This window comes from Sphingorhabdus contaminans (assembly GCF_007280415.1).
Classification (GTDB): Bacteria; Pseudomonadota; Alphaproteobacteria; order Sphingomonadales; family Sphingomonadaceae; genus Sphingorhabdus_B; species Sphingorhabdus_B contaminans.
Genome location: NZ_VKKU01000002.1, coordinates 1229257 through 1242764, shown reverse-complemented (window position 1 = coordinate 1242764; position 13508 = coordinate 1229257). Strand labels below are relative to the sequence as shown.

11 protein-coding genes are annotated in these 13508 nt (G+C 55.0%); 7 read left to right on the top strand and 4 right to left on the bottom strand.

The features are described 5' to 3' along the window. Positions 1 to 29: 29 nt before the first annotated feature. A complete protein-coding gene (locus FOM92_RS14255) occupies positions 30 to 3305 on the bottom strand; it encodes a TonB-dependent receptor domain-containing protein (RefSeq protein WP_143777881.1) in 3276 nt (1091 codons plus the stop codon). Positions 3306 to 3626: 321 nt separating this feature from the next. Then, complete coding sequence (locus tag FOM92_RS14250; protein WP_211347411.1) at positions 3627 to 6779, bottom strand: TonB-dependent receptor domain-containing protein; 3153 nt, start codon at positions 6777 to 6779, stop codon at positions 3627 to 3629. 325 nt (positions 6780 to 7104) lie between these two features. Here FOM92_RS14250 and FOM92_RS14245 point away from each other — a divergent pair, with 325 nt between their 5' ends. Then, positions 7105 to 7758, top strand: coding sequence for a peptidylprolyl isomerase (locus FOM92_RS14245; RefSeq protein WP_143777481.1), 654 nt, complete (start codon positions 7105 to 7107; stop codon positions 7756 to 7758). Between the two features lie 18 nt (positions 7759 to 7776). Further along, positions 7777 to 8808, top strand: a complete 1032-nt coding sequence (queA, locus tag FOM92_RS14240; protein ID WP_143777480.1) for a tRNA preQ1(34) S-adenosylmethionine ribosyltransferase-isomerase QueA — start codon at positions 7777 to 7779, stop codon at positions 8806 to 8808. Between the two features lie 5 nt (positions 8809 to 8813). Here queA and pyk read toward each other — a convergent pair whose 3' ends face one another. Further along, the gene (gene pyk, locus FOM92_RS14235) at positions 8814 to 10265 is read right to left on the bottom strand and encodes a pyruvate kinase (protein WP_143777479.1); all 1452 of its coding nucleotides are present in this window, start codon (positions 10263 to 10265) and stop codon (positions 8814 to 8816) included. A 96-nt stretch (positions 10266 to 10361) separates the two neighbouring features. Here pyk and FOM92_RS14230 point away from each other — a divergent pair, with 96 nt between their 5' ends. From FOM92_RS14230 to ruvC, 5 genes are all read left to right on the top strand, one after another. Next, the gene (locus tag FOM92_RS14230) at positions 10362 to 10655 is read left to right on the top strand and encodes a DUF1244 domain-containing protein (RefSeq protein ID WP_143777478.1); all 294 of its coding nucleotides are present in this window, start codon (positions 10362 to 10364) and stop codon (positions 10653 to 10655) included. 66 nt (positions 10656 to 10721) lie between these two features. Further along, complete coding sequence (locus FOM92_RS14225) at positions 10722 to 10964, top strand: DUF2312 domain-containing protein (protein ID WP_143777477.1); 243 nt, start codon at positions 10722 to 10724, stop codon at positions 10962 to 10964. A 29-nt stretch (positions 10965 to 10993) separates the two neighbouring features. Next, positions 10994 to 11314, top strand: a complete 321-nt coding sequence (locus FOM92_RS14220; protein WP_143777476.1) for a heavy metal-binding domain-containing protein — start codon at positions 10994 to 10996, stop codon at positions 11312 to 11314. A 77-nt stretch (positions 11315 to 11391) separates the two neighbouring features. Next, entirely contained in the window at positions 11392 to 12135 is a 744-nt protein-coding gene (locus FOM92_RS14215; protein WP_143777475.1) for a YebC/PmpR family DNA-binding transcriptional regulator, read from the top strand. Continuing rightward, on the top strand, positions 12132 to 12602 hold the full coding sequence (ruvC, locus tag FOM92_RS14210) for a crossover junction endodeoxyribonuclease RuvC (protein WP_143777474.1): 471 nt from the start codon (positions 12132 to 12134) through the stop codon (positions 12600 to 12602). The genes FOM92_RS14215 and ruvC overlap by 4 nt, the downstream gene beginning before the upstream one ends. 4 nt (positions 12603 to 12606) lie before the next feature. Here the strand turns inward: ruvC and FOM92_RS14205 are convergent, their stop codons facing one another. Beyond that, positions 12607 to 13428 carry a hypothetical protein gene (locus FOM92_RS14205; RefSeq protein WP_143777473.1) on the bottom strand — a complete coding sequence of 274 codons (822 nt, stop codon included), beginning with the start codon at positions 13426 to 13428 and terminating at the stop codon, positions 12607 to 12609. Positions 13429 to 13508: the final 80 nt, after the last annotated feature.

Sequence of the window (13508 nt, the reverse complement as noted above, 5' to 3'; positions counted from 1 at the left end):
ACCCCTATTTTGTTTACGTGCTGATTGAATTAGAATGTCAGCTTCGCCGCAATCCCGAAACGGCGACCCAAGGCATCATAGGTCGACGGGAAGACGTTACCGCTGTTGAACGACGTCGATCCGATTGTGTTGCCTACGACCTTAGGTTTGTTGTCCAGCAGATTCTGGATTGTGAAAGTGAACGACATATTGTCGCTTGCATTCCAGCGTGCCGTCAGGTCGAAATAATGTTCCGAACCGATCCGGCGGAATCCTTCTTCGACCAAGCAGCCACCGTCATCGGTCGTTTCAAAGTTAGGGCAGCCCTGGAAGCCTGGTCTTCCAATCCGCGATAAATCGACGGGCAATAACACACCTGCGCCGTTACGATTTGCTGCATCTGCAGCTTTGCGTTCTGCTTCAAGTTGGGCAGGCTCATATTGGACGGCATCAATCCAACGCCACAAAAATGACAGATCAACATCACCAATGCCGAAAGTCGCGCGGGTAGATGTTTGGAATTCAGGCTGTATCGAACCGGTAAATGAGCAGTTGACCGAGTAAAAGCCCACACATTCCCGGTTAAGTGAGTTAGGATCCAGAGGATTCGAGTTGAACTTGGACGAGCGAGTCCAGTTCCCGACAAAACTCAACGAGAGGTCGGCAAATCCAATGTTGCCTTTCCAGTTTGCCAGAAGGTCAAATCCGTCGGTCGCCAATTTGCCCAAATTGTTGGTCAGGCCAAACAAACCGCCGGTGGTAGCCGGATCACCATCCAAACCGCCCGTTATTGGGTTCCGACGTATATTGGTGCACGCGGCACTCGTGGCGCTGGTGGCGGAAACATTGCCGAAACAGGCCGCGATAATATCCCCCGGTGTTGCCGTGCCAATAACGCTGTCTATCTTGATGTTGTAATAATCGAGCGAGATATTGAACCCGGGAACGAAGTCCGGTTGAAATACAAGGCCTAGCGTAAATGTGTCGGCTTTTTCAGGCTTGAGATTGAGATTTCCCCCAACCGTTATATTTGCCTGTGCCGCGGTTGGGTTAGTGATTGAACCAATCGTTCCAACAGGTGCACCTTGGGCCAGACAGATCGCACGCAGATTGGCGTTGGTCGTTGGCGCACTACCCGCACAAGGATCCACACCAAGGTTAGTCAAACCGACCGTTTGCGGCGTGAACAATTCCCCGATATTAGGCGCTCGAACAGCGCGGCTGTAGTTTCCACGGAACTTCAGCGATTCGACAGGCTCCCAACTCGCGCCCGCTTTCCATGTGGTTGTCTGGTTCTGCGATACCGCACCGGCAACCTTATATGAAGAATAGCGAAGCCCGGCTTCAACAGTCAGGCTATGAAATAGAGGTTTGTCTTCCACGATTGGCGCAATGATTTCACCAAAAGCCTCATAGACATTATAACCGCCATCGATATTGGGTGCAGCGCCGCCCGCACCGCCTAGTTCGCCAGGAGTCTGAGCGAGAAGATCCGATGCCTGCGTAGCACCATATTCGCGATATTCACCGCCAACCGCAAAGCCGACAGATTCTGCTGCCCAAGGAAGGACGAGACCAGTTTCACCACTCACCGTACCACGGACTTGTGCAAGGGTCGTGCGAACGATCGTTGTAGAATCCGCAGTTAAAAACGCTGCCATTTCAGGTGTAATGGAGCCTTCCGGACCGAAAAGATTGACTGGAACACAACCATTCGAAGCATTCTGACAAGATGTCGCGTTATCAGCCAACGCGGCTTGGCGGAAGCGCGACTGTAACGTAAAGTTCTTGATCGCCTGCACATTTTCAGACTCGCCATAGGCTCCGCTAATATCCCAGTCTATGCTATCCGAAATTGCACCGCGCAGACCGAGACGATAATCAAAAATGGTCGTTTGGTAGTTTGAGATACGGGGTCCTACTTCCGACGTGCGTCGGTTCAGCGTCACTTCGACTTCACGATAATTCGGATCGCTCCGTCCTGTAGCAGTTGCAGCAGCAGCGCATTGGGCTGGCGTAAAGAGAGGAATATATCCCGTTTGCCCGGCCTGCGATGCGCCATTTGCGTCGAGGCCGCTGACAGATGGCGCTACGTTAAACGCGCAAAACTGATTACGCAGCGCTGCTGGCAAGAAGGGATTGTTTAGATTTATCTTCACTGTTCCGCCGAAAGAGCCTGACGGTGCAATGATCGTATCAACGGTATTCTTTGAGAACATGCCACGGGTGTAGATTTCAACTGCATCCGAGATTTCATAATTGGCTTGGGCAAAAATATTGAAGCGTTCAAAAGGAGTCTGAAAAACGTTGAACGGGTTAAAGTTAAAGGTCTGGAATGTTGGAACCGCTTGACCTGCTGCATTAACTTGGCGAACGCCCCCGTTCGCAACACCACCCGCATCGCGCAAAATAGGCAGAAACGGGGTGTTTACTCCAAGAACCAAATCAATCGGCTTGGACGGATCGTGGTTCGGGTTTACTGTCGTTGAGTAGCCAGCAACAAGTAACTCCTGTAGCGTGCTTGGTGCGCCACCTACAAGCGGTCGGGTACCGGAAAAGCGCGAAGGGATTGAAGTCCCTGAACCTGATGCGCCGCCCGAAAAGCTGCTAATCTGTTCAAAAGAAAAATCACGATCGCCCTGGAAAATGGGATCGGCTTGCTGATATCCGATCGACAGCACCGCGTTACCGCGACCATCGTCGAAATTGCCGCCAACCGTCGCATCTAAGCGGAATGTCTGACCATCCCCCTTTTCGGTGATTTGCGCACCACCTGTAACTTCGACGCCTGCAAAGTCCTTGCGGGTGATGAAGTTGACAACACCCGTGATGGCGTCCGCGCCATAAGTGGTCACGGCAGCGCCGGTAAGCGCATCGACACGCTCGACCAAGGCAAGGGGAACGTTGTTCAGGTCAACGCGGCCTTGAAGATCGGCGGGCACAATCCGTTGGCCGTCGAGCAACACAATGTTTCGCACTGAACCGAGTCCGCGAAGGTCGACATAGGATGCGCCGCCGTTACCGTTATTCACGGCCGAACCGATGCTGGGAACGACGCCTGGAAGTTCGCGCAGTACTTCTTCAGCAACATTTGATTGCAAAAGATCAATTTCGTCTGCGGTCGTTGCGTTGACCGGAGTTGACTGGACAAGGTTAGGGTTCTGTATCAGCGAACCGGTGACGACAATTTCGCCCGCGCTGTCGTCTTCAGCGTTAGCTTCTTGTGCGTTAGATGGTGTGGAGAGCAATGCCAGACCGATAGCAAGCGGAGCTGCTGCATATCTTAATTTGTAGGTGCGTGTCTTTTTCACGATATGTCCCTTCATAAGCTTTTGGGTCGCGCAAACGCGCATCACGCGTCTGCGAGTTACAATTGCAAAGCTTGTTGATGCCCCGGAACTTCTGCTTAATCTGCACGCATCGGGCACGCGGCAAGGCGTAGGTTACGCCTCCGGAACGGTGTCACTTTGACCCAATTCCATTTTCCACACAAAGGAATTGCTTGTTTGGGTTAGGATATTTCAAAGCCTGTAGCATTTCTGCAACAGTGGCTCTTGCGCGCAAGATGCGATGTCAGCCCCAAAATCAGCACAAAAAAGGGGCGGACATTTCTGCCCGCCCCCTTTCAAACTTGGTTGTTGACCGGATTAGAAGGTCAACTTGGCTGCAACACCAAAGCGGCGGCCCAGCGCGTCGTAAGTCGACGGGAAGACGTTACCGCTGTTGAACGAAGTCGAACCGGCGGTGTTACCCACGACGAACGGCTTGTTGTCCAACAGGTTCTGCACGGTGAAGGTGAACGAGAAGTTGTCGCTCGCGTTCCAACGTGCGGTCAGGTCGAAATAATGTTCGGCAGGGATGTTGCGGAATTGCGGAAGAATTCCGTTACCTGCTGCAACTTCGGCAGGCTCATATTCCACTGCATCGATCCAGCGCCACAAGAACGACAGGTCGACGTCACCAACGCCAAAGGTCGCACGGGTCGACGTTTGGAATTCAGGCTGGATCGAACCGGTGAACGAGCAGTTGACCGAGAAGTAACCAACGCATTCGCGGTTCAACGATGTCGGATCAGCCGGGTTGGCGTTGAACTTGGACGAACGTGTCCAGTTTCCAACAAATGCCAACGACAGGTCTGCAAAGCCGATGTCACCCTTCCAGTTTGCAAGAAGGTCGAAACCATCGGTTGCAAGCTTGCCAAGGTTGTTCGTGGGACCGAACAGACCACCGGTTGTCGCAGGGTCACCGTCCAAACCGCCAGTGATGGGGTTACGACGGATGTTGGTGCAAGCTGCGGTCGATGCGCTTGCTGCGGTAACTGTTCCGAAGCAAGCGTTAATGATATCCGCTGGCAATGCAGTTCCGATAACGTTGCTAATCTTGATATTGTAGTAATCAAGCGAAACGTTGAAGCCTGGAATAAAGTCAGGCTGGAACACGAATCCAAGTGTCCAGGTATCTGCCTTTTCAGGTGCCAAGTTCAGGTTACCACCTACAGTGATGTTCGCCTGGCCTGCGGTTGGATTTGTGATCGAACCGATCGAACCTGCAGGAGCGCCCTGTGCCAAACAAATAGCACGAAGGTTAGCATTGGCATTCGGTGCTGCACCGGCGCAAGGGTCAACGCCAAGGTTGGTCAGACCAACGGTTTGCGGCGTGAACAGTTCACCAATGTTCGGAGCGCGAACAGCACGGCTGTAGTTACCACGAATCTTTAGCGATTCTACAGGCTCCCAGCTACCGCCAGCTTTCCAAGTGGTGGTCTTGTTCTGCTGCGCAGCGCCGGTAACATTGTACGACGAATAACGAAGACCAGCTTCCAAGGTCAGGCTGTGGAACAATGGCTTGTCTTCCACGATCGGAGCGATGATCTCGCCGAACGCTTCATAGACGTCATAGCCGCCATCGATATTTGGAGCAGCACCGCCGGCACCGCCCAATTCACCGGGGGTCTGCGACAACAGATCCGATGCCTGGCTTGCACCATATTTGCGGTATTCAGCGCCAACAGCGAAGCCAACCTGTTCAGCAGCCCAAGGCGAAGCAAAACCTGCATCACCCGAGATCGTGCCGCGGGCTTGAGCCAGCGTTGTCCGAACAATGGTGGTGGAGTCTGCGGTCAAGAACGCTGCCATCGCAGGCGTGATCGAACCTTCAGGTCCGAACAAGTTAACGGGCACACAAGCCGCATTGCCGCTCTGGCAGGTGGTTGTGTTATTTGCCAGTGCTGCCTCACGGAAACGCGACTGAAGAGTGTAGTTCTTGATGGTCTGGATGTTTTCCGATTCACCATAGGCACCGCTGATGTCCCAGTCGATGCTGTCCGTGATACCGCCACGAGCACCGATACGATAATCGAAAATCGTGGTCTGATAGTTGGAGATACGCGGACCGACTTCTGAAGTACGACGGTTCAGCGTAACCGTGACTTCACGATAGGCTGGATCGGAACGACCGGTCGCAGTTGCTGCAGCATCACATTGAGCAGTCGTAAAGCGCGGTGTGTAAGTCGTTTGACCTGACGTTGCGACGCCTGCGGCGTTAACACCAGAAACAACTGGAGCCGTATTGAATGCGCAGAACTGGTTACGCAGCGCTGCAGGCAAATAGGGGTTGTTCAGGTTTATTGTTACCGTGCCACCGAAAGAACCCGAAGGTGCGATGATGGTATCAACGGTGTTCTTCGAGAACATACCACGTGTGTAGATTTCAACGGCATCCGAGATTTCATAATTGCCCTGGGCAAAGATGTTGAAACGCTTGAACGGCGTCTGGAACACGTTGAACGGGTTAAAGTTAAAGGTCTGGAATGTTGGTACAGCTTGACCAGCAGCGTTAACCTGGCGAACGCCTCCGTTTGCAAGACCACCTGCATCAGCCAAGATCGGGAGAAATGGGGTGTTTATACCAAGCACCAAGTCGGTCGGGTTGGCTGGGTTGTAGTTGGGGTTTGCAGTCGTCGAGTAGCCAGAAACAAGCAGGGCCTGCAACGTGCTAGGTGTACCGCCGACAAGCGGACGCGTGCCCGAAAAGCGCGAAGGAATGGAAGTACCCGAACCACCAGCTCCACCGGTGAAGCTGCTGATCTGGACCTGCGAGAAATCGCGGGCGCCCTGATAGATGGGGTCAGCCTGCTGGTAACCGATCGACAGGACGGCATTCCCACGACCATCGTCGAAGTTTCCGCCAACCGTCGCGTCGATACGGACGGTGTGTCCATCGCCCTTTTCGGTCAACTGCGTACCGGCCGAAATTTCAACGCCTGCAAAATCCTTGCGGGTCACAAAGTTGACAACACCCGTAATAGCGTCGGCACCGTAGGTGGTCACAGCAGCACCGGTCAGTGCGTCTACGCGCTCAACCAGAGCGAGTGGGATGTTGTTCAAGTCGACGCGACCTGCAAGACCCGAAGGTGCAATGCGGTTGCCGTCAAGCAGAACGATGTTACGGATCGAACCCAGACCGCGAAGGTCGACATAGGACGCACCGCCGTTACCGTTGTTCACGGCCGAACCGATGCTGGGGACGACGCCAGGCAGCTCGCGCAGGACTTCTTCAGCAACGTTCGACTGCAGAAGATCGATTTCGTCTGCGGTCGTCGCGTTGACCGGAGTCGACTGTACAAGGTTGGGGTTCTGAATCAGCGAACCGGTAACAACGATTTCACCAGCTGGCTCATCTTCGTCAGCTGCATCTTGCGCGAATGACGGCGTCGAGATCAACGCCAGGCCGATCGCAAGCGGCGCTGCGGCATATTTCAATTTGTGTATACGTGTAGTTTTCACGGTATAGCCCTCCATAAGCTATTTGGGTCACGCAGACGCCTCGGACGCGCCTGCAAAACTTGTTAATGCTCCGGAAAATCTGCTCTTTTTGCGCACGTCGGGCACGCGGCAAGGCAAGCGGAATGCTTCCAGATTGGGCTCGCTTTGACCTAAATCTACTTTTCACGCAAAGAAATTGCTGGCGTGCAGCATGAAATATCGGTGCATGTAACATTTATGCAACAGTTTGCCGGGGCTGCTTCACGCCGGCCTGAAGCATTTGAAATGCATTTCATTCATGACAGCGACAGCGGGTTTCGTTAATAGCGGCACAACCTCATTTTGGAGTGATCACATCTTTATGCCTGCTTGTCCCTCGATTGCCCGTGCCATAACCGCTCTTCTTCTTGCTTTTACTCTTTTTATACCCGGCAAGCTTTGGGCACAGGAAGCGCCAGCGGCAGTCCCTGCGGTTCCGGTACCTCCGGCATCTGCCCTGCCTGAAAATATCCTGCATCTCGACCTTTCGACAGGCGGCAGGGTAACGATCCAGCTTTATCCTGAAATTGCGCCTGCGCATGTCGAGCGGATCAAGACACTTGCGCGTCAAGGGTTTTACAATGGAATCGTGTTTCACCGCGTGATCGACGGATTCATGGCCCAAACCGGTGACCCGACAGGCACGGGCCAAGGGGGCTCACAGCTTCCCGACCTGAAGGCAGAGTTCAACAAAATGCCCCATTTGCGCGGCACCGTGTCGATGGCACGGGCGAACGACCCTGATTCTGCCAACAGCCAGTTTTTCATCTGCTTCCAACCACGCTTCAGCCTGGACAATAAATATACAGTGTTCGGGCGGGTCATGTCCGGAATGCAGTTTGTAGATGCGATTGAGCGCGGCGAACCTCCGGCGACGCCAAGCACGATTCTGCAGGCATCAATCGCCGCAGACAATGTACCGCCCAAATTGCCGGCGACACCCCAGATCATGGTTGATCCGCTACCGGGATCCTGATTATCTGGCCTGCCTGCGATGCGTGTCGACCTGTTTGATTTCGTTTTACCTGCCGATCGGATAGCCCTCCGCCCGGTGTCACCGCGTGATTCCGCGCGCATGTTGCATGTCTGCGGCAAGGAAGGTCTTTCCGATCATAGCGTCCGCGATCTGCCGAACCTACTTCGGAAGGGCGATTGTCTCATTTTCAATGATACCCGCGTAATCCCGGCGCAGCTGGAAGGCACGCGTGGCGATGCCAAAGTTGGGGCCACGCTGCATAAACGTGTAGACCTGCGCCGGTGGCAGGCCTTTGTTCGCAATGCCAAAAGGCTGCGCGTCGGGGAAACCGTCGATTTCGGGCGCGGGGTTCTCGCTGTCGCCGAAGAGCGGCATGAGGACGGAAGCTTCACCCTCTATTTTGAAGGAAACGAGCGGGTAGAAATCCTGCTCGAACGTGCAGGCACTATGCCGCTGCCGCCCTATATTGCAGGCAAGCGCCCTCCCGATGAACGCGACGCACAGGATTACCAAACCATGTTTGCCGACAAGGATGGTGCGGTCGCAGCCCCTACAGCGTCGCTCCATTTTACTCCGGAACTGATGGCCGGGATTGAAGCAGCAGGGATAGAAACAGCAACACTGACCTTACATGTCGGTGCGGGGACTTTTCTTCCGGTCAAAGTGGACGACACGACCGAGCACCGTATGCACCATGAATGGGGTCAGATCGATAGCAACACGGCCTATCGCCTGAACAGTGTCCGCGAAAATGGCGGACGGCTGATCGCGGTGGGGACGACATCGCTCCGGTTGATTGAAAGTGCGGCGGATGAAGAAGGAACCATCCGTCCCTTTTCTGGCGATACGGACATATTCATCACGCCGGGTTACCGGTTCAAGGCTATCCAGGGCCTGATGACCAACTTCCACCTGCCGAAATCGACGCTGTTCATGCTGGTAAGTGCGCTGATGGGTCGCGAGACGATGCAGGCGGCTTATGCACATGCCATCGCTAACGATTACCGGTTCTATAGCTATGGAGACAGCAGCCTGCTGATCCCGGCTTAGATTTATCAGTGACCTTTTAGCTCGTCCCCGGTCAGGCGGACGATGTGCAGCACATTAGTCGAACCCGGCGTACCAAAGGGAACGCCCGCCATGATGATGATCCGGGCACCTGCTGTCCCTAAATGGTGGCGCAGCGCCATGCGGCGGCCCTTGGCGACCATTTCCTCAAAGCTTCCGATATCTTTGGTTCTTACACTATGCGCGCCCCAAAGCAGGCCCAGCCGCCGCGCGGTTGCAATATGCGACGTTAGCACCAGCACCGGCACCATAGGCCGTTCGCGCGCGATCCGCCGTGCCGTCGATCCGGACGACGTGAAGCAGATGATGGCACTTGTGTCGATGGTCTGCACGATCTGCGCCGCCGACGCGGCGAGGGCGTCGGCAGTTGTCGCATCGGCACGGATCTTGGTGAACTGGACACGGGCATGGTAATCCGGGTCGCTTTCGACCTGCATTGCAATCCGGTCCATAATCGACACCGCTTCAATCGGCCAGGCACCAGCAGCAGTTTCGGCCGATAGCATAATTGCATCTGCACCGTCGTAGATCGCTGTCGCGACGTCCGATACCTCAGCGCGTGTAGGCGATGGCGAAGTAATCATCGATTCCAGCATCTGCGTCGCGACAACTACAGGCTTGCCCATGCGCCGGGCGGTGCTGACAATCCTCTTCTGCAAGGGCGGCACTTGTTCGGGGGGCAATTCGACCCCCAAATCGCCGCGCGCCACCATGACCGCATCGGCGAGTTCCAAAATCTCTTCCAGCCGTCCGATCGCCGCCGGCTTTTCGATCTTCGCCAGCAATGATGCTTTTCCGCCAATCAGTTTCTTGCCTTCGGCCACATCTTCGGGACGCTGCACAAAGGACATCGCAATCCAGTCGACATGCTGTGACACGGCAAAAGCAAGGTCCGACCGATCCTTTTCGGTCAGCGCGGCAACCGGTACGACTACATCGGGAACGTTCAGTCCTTTGCGGTCAGACAGCATGCCACCCACTTCGACTTGTGTTTCGATCCGCTGCGGGCTTACGGTCAATACACGCAGCACCATTTTGCCATCGTCCAGCAGCAGCCGGGTCTGGGGTTCAAGAGCAGCGAAAATTTCGGGATGTGGCAAATAGACGCGACTGGCGTCTCCGGGTTTCTTATCGGCATCCAATATGAATTTTGCGCCGGTTTTAAGCTCAACCTTGCCCCCGGCAAATTTGTCGATGCGTAATTTCGGCCCCTGCAAGTCAACAAGGATCGTTGTCGGCCTTGCATATTTCTTTTCAAGTCCGCGGATATGTTCGATCAGTTTCGCTTTGTCGGCTTGCTCGCCGTGACTCATATTGATGCGGAAAGCGTCGGCGCCGGCAAGAAACAACTGCTCTATCATCTCGGGCGTATCGCTGGCCGGACCAAGCGTGGCGAGAATACGCACCTTGCGGGCACGTGGTTTCGTATATTGAGTCAAGCATCCGCTCCGTTACTGGAAATCGTTTCGTGAGCGGCTATAGCACAAGGGAATCAGGGCGAAAGGCCTTCACGTAACAAGAATAGGTATTCACGGATGAAAGAACTGACCGACCAGGCCGCTGCTGCCGCATTCCGCCGACTCGTAGCGCATTTGCAGCACCGGCATGACGCCGAGAATATCGACCTTATGGGCCTGGCCGGTTTCTGCCGCAACTGCTTGGCGGATTGGGTTATGGAGGCCGATGGCACCTTGACCAAGGACGAAGCCCGCGAACTGATCCACGGCATGCCGGCAAGCGAATGGAAAGCCCGATATCAAAGCGAGGCGACACCGGAAAAGCTGCAACGTATGCAGGAAAGCATAGCGAAGAATGCCGCGTCGCATTAAGCGGTGGGCAATCTGATTCGGGCCGCCGACAACCATCGGTGCCCACCCAACTAACAGGAGAACATCATGTCCGATGGCAATGTCGCCGCCGATCAACTGCGTCTTTTTATCGAGCGTATCGAGCGGCTGGAAGAAGAGAAAAAGGGCATCGCCGACGATATTCGCGACGTTTACAGCGAAGCAAAGAGCCAGGGCTATGACCCCAAGATCATGCGCCAGATCGTCCGCTTGCGCAAAATGAGCAATGATGACCGGCAAGAGATGGAAGCCGTTCTTGACACTTACAAGTCGGCGTTGGGTCTGGCATAAGGGGCCACCCCCAAAAAAGGAATTTCCTTATGCTGATGACCACTACCTCCACCATCGAAGGCCAACCCGTCCGCCAATATCTTGGCGTCGTAACGGGCGAAGTCATTGTGGGCGCCAATATTTTCAAGGATTTGTTCGCAGGTATCCGCGACATCGTCGGCGGCCGCTCGGGCGCTTATGAAAGCTCCCTGCGCGACGCCCGCCAGACCGCTCTGGCCGAATTGGCGGACGAGGCCCGCAATCTGGGTGCGGATGCTGTAATCGGAATTGACCTCGATTATGAAGTGCTGGGCAAAGAAGGGTCGATGCTGATGGTCACCGCATCGGGCACCGCGGTGAAGCTGGGTTAAGGCCTCGGCTTGCCCTCGACCCCGTCCCTGATGTAAGGGCGCGCCTTCAGTTCACTTTAGCTTCAAAGAAAAGAGCCATGGCAGGCCATAGTAAATTCAAAAACATTCAGCATCGCAAGGGCGCGCAAGACAAAAAACGCTCAGCCATGTTTTCCAAGCTGAGCCGCGAAATTACCGTGGCGGCCAAGATGGGGATGCCCGATCCCGACATGAACCCGCGCCTGCGGCTGGCGGTCAACGCAGCCAAGGCCCAGTCCATGCCCAAGGATAATATCCAGCGTGCGATTGACAAGGCGAGTGCAGCCGGCGGTGAAGATTATGAAGAAGTGCGCTATGAAGGCTATGGCCCCGGCGGCGTAGCGGTCATTGTCGAAGCGCTGACCGACAACCGCAACCGGACAGCAACCAATGTCCGAACGGCATTCAGCAAGAATGGCGGCAATCTTGGCGCATCAGGTGCGGTGAGCCACGGCTTCGACCGTATGGGCCTCATCACCTATCCCGCCAGCGTTGGTGATGCCGACCATGTGTTTGAAGCCGCTTTGGAAGCTGGTGCCGAAGATGTGGAGTCGGGTGAAGACGAACACAGCATCTGGACCGCAATGGACAGCTTGCACGAAGTGTCGAAGGCACTTGAGGCAACCCTTGGCGAAGCTGAAAGCGCGAAGCTTGCCTGGAAACCGCAAATCCTCGTGGAAGTTGACGAAGCTAACGCCGCAACCCTGCTGAAAATGATCGATGCGTTAGAAGACGATGATGACGTGCAGACGGTCTGGGGCAATTACGACATGTCCGACGAGGTCATGGCGAAGCTTGGATGATTATCCTCGGACTTGACCCCGGCTTGGGCACAACCGGCTGGGGCGTCATTCGCAAGGAAGGCAATCGCCTTTCCCATATAGACAATGGCGAAATCGAAACGGATTCCAAGTTGCCGCTGGCAAACCGCCTGCTCCTGCTGGATGCAAAGTTGAACGCCGTAATTAACAGCTTCCGTCCCGATGCGGTCGCCGTCGAAGAAGTGTTCGTAAACAAGAACCCGCAATCCACGTTGAAGCTGGGTCAGGCTCGCGGTGTCGTCCTGCTCGGGGCGGCGAAGGCGCGAGTAATTGTTACCGAATATGCCGCGCGACTCGTTAAGAAATCGGTCGTCGGCACGGGCAAGGCCGATAAGGAACAGATACAGGCGATGCTGCGCATTTTGCTACCGGGCCTCAAACTGGCCGGTCCGGATGCCGCCGATGCACTGGCCGTCGCGATTACCCACGCCCATCATATCCGGGGTTGAAAAACTAGGGCAAGCCCAACTGGTTGTGCTCAAAATCCTCTAGTGCTTTCACGGCTACCGCGCCTTCCGCAACGACGCGCTTGGCCGTTTCGATCTTGTCGGGTGTTTGCGCCTGCGGGCTGATGGCAAAGGCATAGGCCCCTGCACCTTCGCGCAATGAAGCACGCTGCGTTTGCAGCGCAGCCTGGGTTTCAAGCGGCAACTGCTTGATTACATCGTTTATCCACGGATCTTCTATCCCGCGCAAATAGGCACGAACACTGTTTGTGACAATTTCGGTTGTGTTTTGCTGCAGATAAGCGGCCTTGGCCTTGGCCGCATAAGCGGAAGCAACATCGAACACAAAAGCCGGATCATGCCCTGCAAGAGCAATCGCCCTGTCGGCCAGGGGAACGCCCGCAGTAAGATCTTTATCAAACACCCGATAACTGGCGCGTGCCCCTAGCAATGCTACCTGGGTCGCTCCAATGGACTGTTTGCCGCCAAAAATTATCGCACCACTGGGCGTACCCGAAAATACTTCGGCTTCGGAAAGTGGTGGCGTTGTCAGTGCAACAAGTTCCGCTTCGGCCAGTGCCATTTGTTCCATGTCTTGCAAAAGCTGGAACCGGCGAAACCGGGATTTTGCGATTTTGAACGGCGTCTGGTTCGGAACTTGAGCGCAGGCGAGCAAATAGTCGGTTGCCTTGCTATTCGTACCCAGCAACATCATGACTTCAGCCTCGTTGCAAGGCTTGGCATCTTCCGGATCGGCCGTTTGCGCTTGACCCTGATGCGGCATGATCAACGCCGCCAGTAAAATTCCCGTGGTAAATAATATCCGCATAAGACCCCCAGCTTCCCTCTTCCGGATAGCTTCCTTTGGTGCCTAAGGAAAGGCCGTGTAAAGTTCGCCTCTTGTTCTCC